This window comes from Pseudomonas sp. LAIL14HWK12:I10 (genome assembly GCF_900184205.1).
Lineage (GTDB): Bacteria > Pseudomonadota > Gammaproteobacteria > Pseudomonadales > Pseudomonadaceae > Aquipseudomonas > Aquipseudomonas kermanshahensis.
The window spans coordinates 275950-290212 of record NZ_FXWU01000002.1 but is presented as its reverse complement, the minus strand read 5'-3'; the positions used below and the strand labels follow the sequence as shown (position 1 = coordinate 290212).

General features: G+C 63.5%; 16 protein-coding genes. 8 read left to right on the top strand and 8 right to left on the bottom strand.

Going from position 1 to position 14263, the window contains the following annotated elements:
• Nucleotides 1-557: 557 nt before the first annotated feature.
• The 5 genes from rluB to QOS90_RS05230 all read right to left on the bottom strand — a co-directional run bounded on the left by rluB (nucleotide 558) and on the right by QOS90_RS05230 (nucleotide 5047).
• Entirely contained in the window at nucleotides 558-1658 is a 1101-nt protein-coding gene (gene rluB / locus QOS90_RS05250; RefSeq protein ID WP_027593100.1) for a 23S rRNA pseudouridine(2605) synthase RluB, read from the bottom strand.
• 268 nt (nucleotides 1659-1926) lie between these two features.
• Complete coding sequence (gene scpB / locus QOS90_RS05245; protein WP_027593101.1) at nucleotides 1927-2706, bottom strand: SMC-Scp complex subunit ScpB; 780 nt, start codon at nucleotides 2704-2706, stop codon at nucleotides 1927-1929.
• Nucleotides 2693-3547: a segregation and condensation protein A gene (locus tag QOS90_RS05240; RefSeq protein WP_085272481.1), complete on the bottom strand. Its 855-nt coding sequence runs from the start codon at nucleotides 3545-3547 to the stop codon at nucleotides 2693-2695. Before QOS90_RS05240 ends, scpB begins: the two co-directional genes overlap by 14 nt.
• Nucleotides 3544-4173 (bottom strand): L-threonylcarbamoyladenylate synthase, encoded by a 630-nt coding sequence (locus QOS90_RS05235; RefSeq protein ID WP_033694002.1) that lies wholly within the window; start codon nucleotides 4171-4173, stop codon nucleotides 3544-3546. The genes QOS90_RS05240 and QOS90_RS05235 overlap by 4 nt, the downstream gene beginning before the upstream one ends.
• Before the next feature lie 13 nt (nucleotides 4174-4186).
• Nucleotides 4187-5047: a PHP domain-containing protein gene (locus QOS90_RS05230; protein WP_085272480.1), complete on the bottom strand. Its 861-nt coding sequence runs from the start codon at nucleotides 5045-5047 to the stop codon at nucleotides 4187-4189.
• Nucleotides 5048-5114: 67 nt separating this feature from the next.
• On the opposite strand from QOS90_RS05230, the gene QOS90_RS05225 reads away from it, so the two are divergent.
• The 5 genes from QOS90_RS05225 to QOS90_RS05205 all read left to right on the top strand — a co-directional run bounded on the left by QOS90_RS05225 (nucleotide 5115) and on the right by QOS90_RS05205 (nucleotide 8848).
• Entirely contained in the window at nucleotides 5115-5708 is a 594-nt protein-coding gene (locus tag QOS90_RS05225) for a septation protein A (RefSeq protein WP_027593105.1), read from the top strand.
• A gap of 1 nt (nucleotide 5709) precedes the next feature.
• Nucleotides 5710-6009: a YciI family protein gene (locus QOS90_RS05220; protein WP_027593106.1), complete on the top strand. Its 300-nt coding sequence runs from the start codon at nucleotides 5710-5712 to the stop codon at nucleotides 6007-6009.
• A gap of 206 nt (nucleotides 6010-6215) precedes the next feature.
• Entirely contained in the window at nucleotides 6216-6893 is a 678-nt protein-coding gene (locus QOS90_RS05215) for a response regulator transcription factor (RefSeq protein WP_085272479.1), read from the top strand.
• A 140-nt stretch (nucleotides 6894-7033) separates the two neighbouring features.
• The gene (locus QOS90_RS05210) at nucleotides 7034-7450 is read left to right on the top strand and encodes a Spy/CpxP family protein refolding chaperone (protein WP_027593108.1); all 417 of its coding nucleotides are present in this window, start codon (nucleotides 7034-7036) and stop codon (nucleotides 7448-7450) included.
• A 60-nt stretch (nucleotides 7451-7510) separates the two neighbouring features.
• Nucleotides 7511-8848 carry a sensor histidine kinase gene (locus QOS90_RS05205; RefSeq protein WP_027593109.1) on the top strand — a complete coding sequence of 446 codons (1338 nt, stop codon included), beginning with the start codon at nucleotides 7511-7513 and terminating at the stop codon, nucleotides 8846-8848.
• 89 nt (nucleotides 8849-8937) lie between these two features.
• Here QOS90_RS05205 and QOS90_RS05200 read toward each other — a convergent pair whose 3' ends face one another.
• Nucleotides 8938-9495 carry an NAD(P)H nitroreductase gene (locus tag QOS90_RS05200; RefSeq protein WP_027593110.1) on the bottom strand — a complete coding sequence of 186 codons (558 nt, stop codon included), beginning with the start codon at nucleotides 9493-9495 and terminating at the stop codon, nucleotides 8938-8940.
• Nucleotides 9496-9597: 102 nt separating this feature from the next.
• Here QOS90_RS05200 and QOS90_RS05195 point away from each other — a divergent pair, with 102 nt between their 5' ends.
• On the top strand, nucleotides 9598-11052 hold the full coding sequence (locus tag QOS90_RS05195; protein WP_085272478.1) for a TrkH family potassium uptake protein: 1455 nt from the start codon (nucleotides 9598-9600) through the stop codon (nucleotides 11050-11052).
• Here QOS90_RS05195 and QOS90_RS05190 read toward each other — a convergent pair.
• Nucleotides 11009-12070, bottom strand: coding sequence for an AraC family transcriptional regulator (locus QOS90_RS05190; RefSeq protein WP_027593112.1), 1062 nt, complete (start codon nucleotides 12068-12070; stop codon nucleotides 11009-11011). The two genes, QOS90_RS05195 and QOS90_RS05190, sit on opposite strands and share 44 nt — an antisense overlap.
• A gap of 153 nt (nucleotides 12071-12223) precedes the next feature.
• Here QOS90_RS05190 and QOS90_RS05185 point away from each other — a divergent pair, with 153 nt between their 5' ends.
• Nucleotides 12224-12535 carry an Mpo1-like protein gene (locus QOS90_RS05185; RefSeq protein WP_027593113.1) on the top strand — a complete coding sequence of 104 codons (312 nt, stop codon included), beginning with the start codon at nucleotides 12224-12226 and terminating at the stop codon, nucleotides 12533-12535.
• On the opposite strand, the gene QOS90_RS05180 is transcribed toward QOS90_RS05185, so the two are convergent.
• Nucleotides 12532-13341 (bottom strand): UDP-2,3-diacylglucosamine diphosphatase, encoded by an 810-nt coding sequence (locus QOS90_RS05180; RefSeq protein WP_085272477.1) that lies wholly within the window; start codon nucleotides 13339-13341, stop codon nucleotides 12532-12534. The two genes, QOS90_RS05185 and QOS90_RS05180, sit on opposite strands and share 4 nt — an antisense overlap.
• Before the next feature lie 128 nt (nucleotides 13342-13469).
• Between QOS90_RS05180 and QOS90_RS05175 the strand changes: the two genes are divergently transcribed.
• Nucleotides 13470-14243, top strand: a complete 774-nt coding sequence (locus tag QOS90_RS05175; RefSeq protein WP_085272476.1) for an AraC family transcriptional regulator — start codon at nucleotides 13470-13472, stop codon at nucleotides 14241-14243.
• Nucleotides 14244-14263: the final 20 nt, after the last annotated feature.

Sequence of the window (14263 nt, the reverse complement as noted above, 5' to 3'; positions counted from 1 at the left end):
CGGGCGCCGCCGAGGCGGTTCAGCCGGGTGTGATCAAGAGTGCGCGGTACGCAAGAGGGTCACAGGTAAAACGCGGCGCACTGTATACCCCTGCAAGCGCGCAGGCGTCAACGCGTTGCGTCATTTCCTTGGGAAAAAACGCAGCGATCCTGTGGTGTGAGCCTTGAAAGGCGGAGTGATCGGCGTACATGGCGCCTCCATTTGTTGTTTTGTCAGCACGCCTCTGTGGGCGGGCTCTTGCACACGGCAATGCCTGCTATATCAGCGTGTGGCGGGGGTTTGGGCAATAGGTGGCCACGGTATAGGGGGAGCGCTGGCGACATTGGCGCGGCAAGTTCTGTTTACAGGTGTAGGAAAATGCGCATTCGATGGCCGGAAAGGGATGATTTTGTATAAAAAACGTTACACGGTGGTTTGCCAGCTTTCCACTCGTCAGAAAAAGGTTGATTGATCAATGAGTTGGGCCCGCTTTACGCCCCAGGTCCGCGCTTCATTCGGGTTGGGTGGAGGCGAAAAAAAACCAGCCCGAAGGCTGGTTTTTTATCTCACGCTGCGGATCAACCGCGCGGCTTGCCGCGGCCACGGCCTGCCGGCTTGTCGCCCTCTGGCTTGCCGGTACGCTTGCGCATCTCGCTCGGGCGCTCGGCCACCGTGCTGCCACGGTTGCCTTTGCGTGGCGCTTCATCACGCGACGGGCGCGCTGGGCGCTCGGCGGCGGTGTCACGCGGCTGACGCGCTGGGCGCTCGCCAGCCGTCGCATCGCTGGCCGGGCGCAGGTTACGCACGCGCTCGCCACGCCCCATCGGACGGCTCGACTTGCGCTGCATGCGCTCCATCTTGTCCTTGGCCTTGAGGTTCAAGGTCGGCAGCGCCACCGGCTGCAGGCCCACTTCGGCGGCCAGGATGTCGATTTCGCCCTGGGTCATTTCGCGCCAGCGGCCCATCGGCAGGTCGGAGTTGAGGAACACCGGGCCGAAACGCACGCGCTTCAGGCGGCTGACCACCATGCCCTGGGACTCCCACAGGCGACGCACTTCGCGGTTACGGCCTTCCATCACCACGCAGTGGTACCAATGGTTGAAGCCTTCGCCGCCCGGGGCCTTCTGGATGTCGGTGAACTTGGCCGGGCCGTCTTCGAGCATCACGCCCGCCTTCAGGCGCTCGATCATCTCGTCGTCGACCTCACCCCGTACACGCACCGCGTATTCACGGTCCATCTCGTAGGACGGGTGCATCAGGCGGTTGGCCAATTCACCGTCGGTGGTGAACAGCAACAGGCCGGTGGTGTTGATGTCCAGGCGGCCGATGTTGATCCAGCGCCCTTCTTTCGGGCGTGGCAGGCGGTCGAACACCGTCGGGCGGCCTTCCGGGTCGTCACGGGTGCAGATTTCGCCGTCGGGCTTGTTGTACATGATCACGCGGCGGGTGGCCTCGGCGGCTTCCTCGCGCTTGATCAGCTTGCCGTCGACAGCGATGGCATCGTGCAGGTCGACGCGCTGGCCGAGGGTGGCGGCAACGCCATTGACCTTGATCCGACCCTGGCTGATCCAGGCCTCGACGTCACGGCGCGAACCAACGCCGATGCGCGCCAGTACTTTCTGCAGCTTTTCGCCGGATGGAGGGGTAATTTCGGTATTTTGCAGGTCTTGCTCACTCATCTGGGCACCTCCCGGTGTAGGAATGAAAAAGGGGTCTTGGCGACGAACGCGCCAAAGGGCCGCGCATCATACGCGGTTCGTGTCGGGAACGCACTGGAGCGTAGTGGGTTTTGTGGGGGTGGCAGTGATTTTCAGCCCAGTGGTTCTTTAGTGGGCTGTACCGGCCTCTTCGCGGGTAAACCCGCTCCCACACAGAATGCCTGAAGCTTGCTACTTACCTGTGGGAGCGGGTTTACCCGCGAAGAGGCCGGCACTGGTGGTAGAGAGCTCAGGGCTGTACCGGGTCTTCACCCTCAACCGAAGGCTCTGGCTCAACCACGTCCTGCTCGCGCAAATCATCGAAGTCAGTCTTCAACCCTTCTTCCATCGCATCCAACTCCACCAGCAAGCTGCGGAAGCTGGTCTCATCCTTCGGCGCCTCGGCTTCAGCCTCATCCCCAAGGCTTGCATCGGCCAACGCCTGAAGGTGCGCAGGCACCGGCGCCTCGTCGGGGTCGAGCAAGGGTTCGGGCTCCAATTCGCGCAACTCGGCCAACGCCGGCAGCTCCTCAAGGCTCTTGAGGTTGAAGTGGTCGAGAAAGGCCTTGGTGGTGGCGAACATCGCCGGCCGGCCCGGCACTTCGCGGTAGCCGACGATGCGGATCCACTCGCGCTCCATCAGGGTCTTGATGATGTTGCTGTTCACCGCCACACCGCGCACGTCTTCGATTTCGCCACGGGTAATGGGCTGGCGGTAAGCGATCAGCGCCATGGTCTCGAGCAGCGCACGGGAATAGCGCTGCGGCCGCTCCTCCCACAGGCGCCCGACCCAAGGGGCAAAGTCTTCGCGGATCTGCAGGCGATAACCGGTGGCCACTTCCTTGAGTTCGAAAGCGCGGCCATTGCACGACTTGCCAAGTACTTCCAGGGCCTTCTTGAACACCTTGGGCTCCGGGCGCTCCGCCTCTTCGAACAACTCGTACAGGCGCTCAAGGGACTGCGGTTTGCCCGAGGCAAGCAGAAAGGCTTCGATCAGCGACGCCAGGTCGCGGGGTTCATTCAGGTTCATCAGGTTCTTCAACAAACTCGGCGCGAAGCCGCACGTGGATCGCGGCGAAAGCCTCATTCTGCACCAGTTCGATCAGCGATTCCTTCACCAGCTCAAGAATCGCCATGAACGTCACCACGACCCCCAGCTTGCCCTCTTCTGCCGTAAACAGCTCGATAAAGGGCACGAAAGCGCCGCCCTTGAGGCGGTCGAGCACCTGGCTCATGCGCTCGCGGGTCGAGAGCGTCTCGCGGGTGATCTGGTGGCTTTCGAACAGGTCATTGCGGCGCATGACGTCGGCCATCGAGACCAGCAGCTCCTCCAGGCTGACCTGTGGCAGCAGCTTGCGCACCTTGGCCTGGGGGGCCTCCAGGCGTGGCACGACAATGTCGCGGCCCACCCGTGGCAACGTGTCGATACCTTCAGCCGCCGCCTTGAAGCGCTCGTATTCCTGCAAGCGGCGGATCAGCTCGGCGCGCGGGTCGCCCTCTTCTTCCTCGACCTCGGTGGAACGCGGCAACAGCATGCGCGATTTGATCTCGGCCAGCATGGCAGCCATGACCAGGTATTCGGCAGCCAGCTCCAGGCGCACGCTTTTCATTAGCTCAACATACCCCATGTACTGGCGGGTGATCTCTGCCACGGGGATGTCGAGGATGTCGATGTTCTGTTTGCGGATCAGGTACAGCAGTAAGTCCAACGGGCCTTCGAACGCTTCAAGAATGACTTCCAGGGCGTCCGGTGGGATGTACAAGTCCACCGGCATCTCGGTCAGGGCTTCGCCGTAGACCAGGGCCAGTTGCAACTGTTGAGGCGACTCGACCTCCTCGGCCGGCGCCTCGGGCGCTTCCACCTGGCTCACGCGTTGACCAGGAACGGGGTCGGGTCGCCGCAGCCTTCGCGGATCAATGCAGGCTCATCGCCCGTCAGGTCGATCACCGTGGACGCCTTGAGGTCGCCGAAGCCGCCATCGATGATCAGGTCGACATGGTGCTCCAGGCGTTGGCGGATCTCGTAGGGGTCCGTCATGGGTTCTTCATCGCCCGGCAAGATCAGACTCACACTCATCAACGGCTCGCCCAGCTCCTCGAGCAGCGCCAGGACGATGGGATTGGAGGGCACGCGCAAGCCGATGGTGCGGCGCTTCTCGTGCATCAAGAGCCGCGGCACTTCCCGGGTGGCGTTGAGGATAAAGGTATAGGGCCCCGGAATGTGCGCTTTGAGCAGACGGAACGTGGAGGTATCGATCTTGGCAAACAGGCCCATTTGCGACAGGTCGCAGCACAACAGGGTGAAATTGTGTTGCTTGTCCAACTGGCGCAGACGGCGGACCCGTTCGATGGCGTTCTTGTCACCGATCTGGCAGCCCAGTGCATAGGCCGAGTCGGTGGGATAGACCACCACACCGCCCTTGCGAATGATTTCGACGGCCTGTTTGATCAGGCGCGCTTGCGGGTTTTCCGCATGTATCTGGAAAAATTGGCTCACATAGTCTTCCTGTTCATACCGCCATAGGCTGTTCATGGCTGAATCGGCGCCACAGAGGTGGCAGGTCCTCGGGCAAAGGCCGGTAGGCACCGATCTCTCCCCAGGTGCCGGGGCCGTGGAAGTCACTGCCAGCGCTTGCCAGCAGGCCGAACTCACGGGTGAGGATAGACATCGTGCCCACCTGCTCGGCTGGCATCATCCCGTTGACCACCTCAAGTGCTTGCCCGCCTGCCTGAATATAGTCGGCAATCAGCCGTCTGCGCTTGCTGCGGGTCAGATCGTAATGCATCGGATGGGCCAGGCTCACCCAAGCATTGGACTGGCGAAGGGTCGCAATGGTTTCGTCCAGGGTCGGCCAATGCTGCTTGACGTCGCCGAGTTTGCCGGCGCCCAGCCACTTGCGGAAGGCCTCGCCGCGGTCCTTGACGTGCCCCGCGCGCACCAGAAACTCGGCAAAGTGCGGGCGCGCTGGGGCGTTGCCGCTGTCGCCGAGTTCTTGTTGCACGGCCCTGGCACCGTCGAGCGCACCCGGCATGCCCTTGACCGCCAGCCGTTTGTCGATTTCCTCCGCGCGCAGCCAGCGGCCACGGTGCAACGCCTCGATGGCGTCGAGCAAGGGCGGTGCGTCGAGCGGGAAGTCATAGCCCAGCACATGGATGGTTGCCCCGCCCCAGGTGCACGACAGCTCTACCCCGCTGACCCAGTGCATGCCGTGCGCGTGGCAGGCCTGGCGTGCTTCGACGAGCCCTTCGAGGGTGTCATGGTCGGTCAGTGCCAGCGTTTGCACCCCGTGCTCATGGGCCCGGGCGACCAGGACCGTGGGCGACAGGGCGCCGTCGGAGGCCGTGCTGTGACAGTGCAGATCAACATTCATGGAGGAGCGCTACCGCTGGAATCGATGTTTGTTATTATGCCGTCACATCCCGATTCTGGCTGCCATTGTGAAACAATTCATCGATTTCATCCCGTTGCTGCTGTTCTTCATCGTCTACAAGCTCGACCCGCGGCCCATGGAGGTCGCCGGCCACAGCTTCGAATTCGGCGGTATCTACAGTGCCACGGCCATGCTCATCGCCAGTTCCCTGGTGGTGTACGGTGCCCTGTTCCTGCGCCAGCGCAAGCTGGAAAAAGGCCAATGGCTGACCCTGGTCGCCTGCCTGGTGTTCGGCGGCCTGACCCTGACCTTCCACAGCGAAACCTTCCTCAAATGGAAAGCGCCAGTGGTCAACTGGTTGTTCGCCCTGGCGTTCGCCGGCAGCCACTTCATCGGTGACCGGGTGCTGATCAAGCGCATCATGGGCCACGCCCTGACCCTGCCCGATGCCATCTGGACCCGCCTGAACCTGGCCTGGATCTGCTTCTTCCTGGTCTGCGGCGCAGCCAACCTGTTCGTCGCCTTCACCTTCCAGGCCTTCTGGGTCGATTTCAAGGTGTTCGGCAGCCTGGGCATGACTGTGATCTTCCTGGTTGCCCAAGGTGTCTACCTGTCGCGTCACCTGCACGACGACCCTTCTACCTCCAAACCCAAGGATTGACATGCTCTACGCCATCATCGCCAGCGACGTCGCGAACTCCCTGGAAAAGCGCCTGGCTGCCCGCCCTGCGCACATCGAGCGCCTGCAGCAACTCAAGGCCGAAGGCCGCGTGGTGCTGGCCGGGCCACACCCTGCCATCGACAGCAATGACCCAGGTGAAGCCGGTTTCAGCGGTAGCCTGATCGTGGCTGAGTTTGATTCACTGGCCGCTGCACAGGCCTGGGCCGATGCCGATCCGTACATTGCCGCGGGCGTGTACGACAGCGTCATCGTCAAGCCATTCAAGCAAGTTCTGCCTTGATTCAAGGCCGTGTCGCCTGCTTTCGCGGGCAAGCCCGCTCCCACAGGGAAAGCGCAAGCTTCGCGCTTTGCGCAAACCTGCAGGTGCGAGCTTGGCCGCGAAAGCAGGCCACGCGGTGCTGCTGGTTACACACTTGCCATCAGTCTGCGGTATCTTTGCCACTGGCGGACCAATATGACGCCGTCGATGGTTGAGTTGAGTGAGTCATGAGTGAGCTGTTACTGATTGATGATGACCAGGAGCTGTGCGAGCTGCTCGGCAGCTGGCTGACCCAGGAAGGTTTTTCTGTACGTGCCTGCCACGATGGCCTGAGCGCTCGTCAGGCCCTGGCCGCGCATGCGCCAGCGGCGGTGGTGCTGGATGTGATGCTGCCTGACGGCAGCGGCCTGGAGCTGCTCAAACAACTGCGCAATGACCATGCCGAGCTGCCGGTGCTGATGCTGTCGGCGCGCGGCGAGCCGCTGGACCGCATCCTTGGCCTCGAACTGGGCGCCGACGATTACCTGGCCAAACCCTGCGACCCCCGCGAGCTCACTGCCCGCCTGCGCGCCGTGTTGCGCCGCAGCCACCCGGCCGCCACCACCACCCAGGTAGAGATTGGCGACCTGATCTACAGCCCGGCACGTGGGGTGGCCAGCATCGATGGCCGCGAGATGACCCTGACCCTGTCCGAAAGCCGCATCCTCGAAGCCCTGCTGCGCCAGCCCGGTGAACCGCTGGACAAGCAGGAACTGGCGCAGATTGGTCTTGGCCGCAAGCTGACCCTGTATGACCGCAGCCTGGACATGCACGTCAGCAACCTGCGCAAGAAAATCGGGCCCCATGCCGATGGCCGCCCGCGCATCGTTGCGTTGCGTAGCCGGGGCTATTACTACAGCTCGTGAGATCGCTGGGGCTGCGCAGCGGCCCCAAAATCTCAGCCACCATCTTTACCCAGCCTTTACCCTCCCCTGACCGCCCTTGACGGTGAGCTGCGTAGACTGTGCTCATCCGGTAACCACCGGCCTATGAAAGGAGAGACACCATGCGCAAGACCCTTATCGCCCTGATGTTCGCCGCCGCCCTGCCGACCGTGGCCATGGCCATGCCTGAAGGCGGCCCGCGTCACGACGGCCCGCATCATCGCGGTGATGCGCCTTTCGCCCAACTGGACCTGAGCCGCGACCAGCGTCAGCAGATCGGCAAGCTGATGGGCGAGCAGATGAAGCAACGCCGCGACATCACCGAGCGCTACCTGTCCAAGCTGCCTGCCGCCGACCAGAAGGCCATGCAGGATGAACTCAAGGCCAGCCACGACAAGACCGACAGCCAGGTCCGCGCCCTGCTCAAGCCTGAGCAACAAAAGCAGTTCGACGAACTGCAGAAAGAGCGGGCTGCGAAGAAAGCCGAATGGCAAGCGTTCCAGGCCTGGAAAGCTGAAAAAGCCGCGAAGGCCCAGTAAGCTAACCGCCCGACGCCCGGCCCGCACCCCTGCGGGCCGGGCTTTTCCCGTTTGCAGGAGGTGCACTTGCGTTCACTGTTCTGGCGCATCCTGGCCAGTTTCTGGCTGGCCATTACCCTGGTTGCCGGGCTGTCGATCCTGTTGGGCCACATGCTCAACCAGGACGCCTGGATCCTCAGCCGCCACCCGGGCCTCAACACCCTCGCCAGCCACTGGGCCAAGCACTACGAACAGGAAGGCACGGCCTCGGCGCAGCAGTTCCTCGAACGCCGCAAGCAGCGCTTCAAGATCGATGTGCAAGTGCTCGACGACAGCGGCGAGGCGGTGGTGCCCGGCACCTTCCCGCGCCGCGCAGCGGCCTTCGAGGCGCGCCAGCACAATGACGAGCGGCGCTTGCCGTGGCGGCGCCTGACCGAGGAATACACCAGCCCCTACAGCGGTGAGACGTACCTGCTGATTTACCGGATCCCGCACCCCGAACTGGACGCGTGGCACCGCGAGAGCCTGCTCTGGCCACTCAGTGCACTGGGCATCGCCTTGGTGGTACTGACCTTGTTCAGCCTGTTGGTGACCCTGTCCATCACCCGCCCCTTGAGCCGCCTGCGCAGCGCAGTGCACGACCTCGGCCAGACCAGCTACCAACAGAACAGCCTGGCGCGCCTGGCCGCCCGGCGCGACGAGTTCGGGGTCTTGGCCAACGACTTCAACAAGATGGGTGCCCGCCTGCAGAGCACCATCGGCAGCCAGCGCCAGTTGCTGCGCGACGTCTCCCATGAACTGCGCTCACCGCTGGCGAGGCTGCGTATCGCGCTGGCCTTGGCCGAACGGGCTGAGCCCGAGCAGCGTCAGGCGCTGTGGCCGCGCCTGACCCGCGAATGCGACCGGCTGGAAGACCTGATCAGCGAAATCCTTGCCCTGGCCCGTGTCGATGCCGAGCAGGCGCATGCCGAGCCGGTCGACCTCAACGCCTTGCTGGGCGGCGTGCGCAAGGATGCGTTGCTCAGCGCGCCGGAGCAGGAGGTCCGCCTGCAGGCGCAACCTGGGCTGACCTTGCAGGGTTGGCCAACCTTGATCGAGCGCGCCGTCGACAATCTGCTGCGCAATGCCTTGCGCTTCAACCCGGTCGGGCAGCCGATCGAAGTCAGCGCCGAGCGTGAGCAGGGCCGCATCGTGCTGAGCGTGCGTGACCATGGGCCTGGGGTGGCGGCAGAACACCTGGCGCAGCTGGGTGAGCCGTTTTTCCGCGCCCCGGGGCAGCAAGCCGCTGGGCATGGATTGGGGCTGGCGATTGCGCGCAAGGCGGCCGAGCGCCATGGCGGCAGCCTGGTGCTGGCGAACCATCCGCAAGGGGGATTTGTGGCACGGCTGGAGTTGCCTGTGGCACAGGTTGTTGGTTGAGCCTGGGGCGGGGCCGCTTTGCGCCCCATTCGCAGCACAAGGCTGCTCCTACACGGGTTACGCGATAGCGGCCCCAACCCTCTCAGCGTTTACTCGCCCCAGGCACTGACAAAATCAGCAGTGTCCAGCACGGGCGCGGTACGCGGCTCGTTCACCGGCGTGCCGACATACAGGTAACCGATCAACTCCTCATGCTCGGCCAACCCCAGCCCTTTGTGCACATGCGCATCGAACGCCATGTCACCGGTACGCCACACCGCACCGACACCCTGGGCATGCGCCGCGATCAGAATACCGTGGGCCGCACACCCGGCCGCCAGGCGCTGCTCGGACTTGGGCACCTTGAAATGGTCCTGCAGCTTGGCGATCACCACAATCAGCAACGGCGCACGCAGCGGCATGGCACGTGCCTTGTCCAGCGCTGCCTGGCTGGCATCGCCCTTGTGCTGCACCGCTTCGGCGAACAGCTCGCCCAGCTTCTCACGGCCCTGGCCTTCGATGGTCAGGAACCGCCACGGGCGCAGCTGGCCGTGGTCCGGTGCACGCAATGCAGCCTGGAACAACGCCTCACGCTGGGCATCATTTGGCGCGGGGTCGGTCAGACGTGGCACGGAAACACGGTTGAGCAATGCGTCGAGAGCCTCCATCGGCTACCCTCCTGGCAGGTGAATGTGCGGCCATTCTAGCGTTTACATCACCAGACCCATAGGTAGAATGGCGCCCTTCCGTTCAGAGTCAGAGCAGATCACATGGCGTTGCCGACCTTAAGGATCATTGGTTTCATCATCGGCATCTTCCTGATCACCCTGGCCGTCAGCATGGTCGTGCCCATGGCGACCCTGGTGATCTTCGAGCGCACTGGCGACATGCCGTCGTTCCTCTGGTCCAGCCTGATCACCTTCATCGCCGGCCTGCTCATGGTCGTGCAGGGCCGGCCCGAGCACGTGCACCTGCGCCCGCGCGACATGTACCTGCTGACCGTCAGCAGCTGGCTGGTGGTGTGCGTGTTCGCGGCCTTGCCGTTCCTGTTGACGCAACACATCAGTTACACCGACGCCTTCTTCGAGAGCATGTCCGGCATCACCGCGACTGGCGCCACGGTGCTCAGCGGCCTGGACAGCATGTCGCCGGGGATCTTGATGTGGCGCTCGATGCTGCACTGGCTTGGCGGCATCGGCTTTATCGCCATGGCCGTGGCGATCCTGCCGCTGCTGCGCATTGGTGGCATGCGCCTGTTCCAGACCGAGTCCTCGGACCGCTCCGAAAAGGTCATGCCGCGTTCACACATGGTCGCCAAGTCGATCGTCGGCGTGTACGTCGGTTTCTCCGTGCTCGGCGCGCTGGCCTTCTGGTGGGCCGGCATGCGGCCATTCGATGCCATCAACCACGCCATGTCGGCGATTTCCACCGGGGGCTTCTCGACCTCCGACCAGTCGTTGGCGAAATGGGATATCCCTGCTGTGCATTGGGTCGCGGTGGTGGTGATGATCCTCGGCAGCCTGCCCTTCACCTTGTATGTGGCCACCCTGCGCGGCAACCGCCGGGCGTTGATCCGTGACCAGCAGGTTCAGGGGTTGCTCGGCATGTTGGTGGTCACCTGGGTCGTGCTGGGTACCTGGTATTGGGCCACCACCAACCTGCACTGGCTGGATGCCTTGCGCCACGTGGCGCTGAACGTGACCTCGGTGGTCACCACCACCGGCTTCGCCCTGGGCGACTACAGCCTGTGGGGCAATTTCTCGCTGATGCTGTTCTTCTACCTGGGCTTCGTCGGCGGCTGCTCCGGCTCGACCGCAGGCGGTATCAAGATCTTCCGCTTCCAGGTCGCCTACATCCTGCTCAAGGCCAGCCTTAATCAGTTGATCCACCCGCGCGCGGTGATCAAGCAGAAGTACAACGGGCACCGCCTCGACGAAGAAATCGTGCGCTCGATCCTGACGTTCTCGTTCTTTTTCGCGATCACCATCTGCGTGATGGCGCTGCTGCTGTCGCTGCTGGGCGTGGACTGGATGACCGCGCTGACCGGTGCTGCCGGCACCGTGTCGGGCGTAGGCCCAGGGCTGGGCGAAGTGATCGGCCCAGCCGGCAACTATGCGACGCTGCCGGACGCCGCCAAGTGGATCCTCGCCGGCGGCATGCTGCTCGGCCGGCTGGAGATCATCACGGTGCTAGTGTTGTGCATGCCGGCGTTCTGGCGTCACTGACCCCTTCAGGCTCCGCGCCCAGGCGGGCGCGGTATTCGCTGGGGGTGGCATCAAACCAGCGGCGGAACGCGCGGTAGAAATTGCTCGGGTCGGCGAAACCCAGCAGGTAGGCGGTTTCCAGCAGGGTCATGCCGGGCTGGGCCAGGTACTGCTCGGCCAGCTCACGGCGGGTATCGTCGAGCAAGGTCTGGAAGCTGGTGCCCTCCTCTTGCAGGCGCCGCTGCAAGGTCCGCTGAGACAGGTGCAGGGCCTGGGCCAGGGTTTCACGCTTGGGCTCGCCCTGGGGCAGGATGCGGCACAGCACCTGGCGCACCCGGTGGGTGACCCGGCTTTCCGAAAAGCGCGCCAGGTACTCACCGGCAAAACGGTCGTGCAATATGGCCATGGCCTCGTTGGCCGTCGGCAGTGGCGCTTCCATGTCGGCACGCTCGAACACCAGCGCATCGTGCGGTGCATCGAACACTAACGGTGAATGGAAGGCGACCTTGTAGGGTTCGATGTTCTTCGGCTGCGGCCCCTGCACCAATACCCGGCGAGGCTGTATGACCCGCCCGCTGAGCCAGGTGCACAACGACAGCGCGCAGGCCAACGACGCTTCGGCGCTGTGCCGGGTCGGCGGCAGATGGTCGCCATGCACGGTCAGAATCAGCGAATAGCCCTCAGGGCCAAGGCGGAAGCTCAAGTCGGAGCTTTCGGCAATGATGCGCTGGTAACGCACCAGCCGCTCGAAGCCTTCGGCCAAAGTGCGGCTGGACATCAACGCATAGCCCACCACATGGAACGAAGCCGGGCGCACTACCCGCGCCATGTTCAGGCCGATGGCTTCGTTGCCCGACAGTTCCACCGCCAGCTGCCAGAGCCGGGTCATGGAATCCTGAGGGAAACGCGCGTCGGGGTCGTCGAGGGCGGCGAAGTCGAGCCCGAGTTGCTTGAACATGGCTGGGCAATCGAGCCCTTCCAGCTCGAGTGCCTTGACGATCCCTGATGCCCAGCTGGCTGACGTGGTTCTTTCACTCATGACAGGCTTCTTATGCTGACCGCTCCTGCGGTGAACCCCAAGGATACTCAATTGGCGCCTATTGTCACTGGTAGGCCCCGCCAATGACTCTAGACTCGATTCAGGCTCCACGCCGTGCATCTTATCCAGAAGTATTAATCCCGGAGCAGTGCCATGAACAGCACAGCGCAGTTTCGCAGTTTTGCCGAGTTCTACCCCTACTACCTGGGCGAGCACAGCAACCCCACCTGCCGCCGCCTGCATTTTGTCGGGACAAGCCTGGTGATTGCCTTGCTGGCGTACACCATCGGCAGCGGCAAATGGTTGCTGCTGCTGGCCGTGCCGCTGTTTGGCTATGGCTTTGCGTGGGTCGGGCATTTCTTCTTCGAGAAGAACCGGCCGGCGACGTTTACCTATCCGCTTTACAGCCTGATCGGTGATTTCGCCATGTTCCGTGACATCTTGCTGGGCAAGATCAGCCTTTAACTGGCCTGGGCCGCCTTGCGGCCTTCAGCGTGTCGCGCCTGCGCATCCGCCAGGCGATACAGCTCGATGCTGCCATCCCAGTGCTCGATCAAGGCCGTGCACGACTCCACCCAATCCCCGCAATTGAGGTACTCCACCTCCCCCACCTTGCGGATCTCGGCATGATGGATGTGCCCGCACACCACCCCCTGAAACCCGCGGCGGGTGCACTCGTGGGCAATGGCATCCTCGAAGTCGCTGATGAAGCTCACAGCGCCCTTCACTTTGTGCTTGAGGTAAGCCGACAACGACCAGTAGCCATAGCCGTAACGTGCACGCCAGTGGTTGAGCCAACGGTTGAGCACCAGGGTGAACTCATACGCGCGGTCACCTAGAAACGCCAGCCAGCGGTGGTAGCGGGTTATTACATCGAACTGGTCGCCGTGGATCACCAGCAGGCGGCGCCCATCAGCCGTCAGGTGCTCGGCCTCATCTACCAACTGGATGTTACCCAGCATCAGCTTCGAATAACGGCGCAGGAATTCGTCATGGTTGCCGGTGACATAAATGACCTCGGTGCCTCGCTTGCTCATGGTCAACAGGCGCCGGATGACGTTGGTGTGCGCTTGCGGCCAATAGATGCCGCCACGCAGCTTCCAGCCATCGATGATATCGCCGACCAGGTAGATGCGGTCGGCCTGGTAGCCCTTGAGAAACCGCGACAGGTGCTCGGCCTGGCAGTCACGGGTGCCCAGGTGCACATCGGAAATCCACACGGTGCGCACACGTTGCTTGCGCGAGGGACGGGAGAGTTCAGCGTGGGTCATGGGCGGGCTCCGGCGCAGTTTGCTGGAGACTGGCAGGCGCGGATGACAGCGCTGTGGCAAAACCATGACGGGTGATGGCCTGCAGTGAATGAGGCACAATGCGCGTCTGCCCTGCGAGGACGCCCCCCATGACCACAGGCCCGATCCTCTCGCTGCGCCACTACCGTGACAGCCTGATCGCCCACAGCCACGAACACCCGCAACTGGTGTTCGGCCTCAGCGGCCGCCTGGAATTCGAGGTCCAGGGCCACGGTGCACGGGTAGATCGTCAGGCCCTGATGGTGGTGCCGGCGGGTGCGCACCACACCTGCTCCAGCGGTGCTGGCAGCGACTGCCTGGTGCTGGATGTGCCTGGGGAGCACTGGTTGCGCGAGCAACTGGGCGAGCATGCCGATGCCAGCCGCCGGCTGCTCGATCGCCCCGCGGCCTTGGGCCTGGACGCTCGCCAGCAGCAGCTGGTGGACTGGCTGGCGGCCAGCCCCATGGGCGACCCGCTGATCGCCCGCCAAGGCGCGGCACTGCTGTTGGCCAGCCTTACGCCGCCGGCAGCCGCCAGCATCAGGGCCAGCCAGCGCCTGCCTTATGCAGCGTTCGATGCGCATATCGAGCAACATGCTGCCTACCCGTTGCAGGTCGCCGACCTGGCGCGCCTGGCCGGATTGTCCACTGCTCGCCTGCATGCACGCTTTATTGCCGAATGCGCGATGACGCCGATGGACTACATGCGCCAGCGGCGCTTGCTAAAGGCGCGACAACTGGTGGAGCAGACGGTGCTGCCAATGGGGGAGATTGCGGCGCGGGTGGGGTACAGCTCGCAAAGTGCGTTTTCGGCAGCGATGTTGCGGGCGTTTGGCTGTACGCCTTTGGCGCTGCGGCGAGAGTCTGGCGATAACGGACGCTAGTTGGGCGACAGAACGGGTTT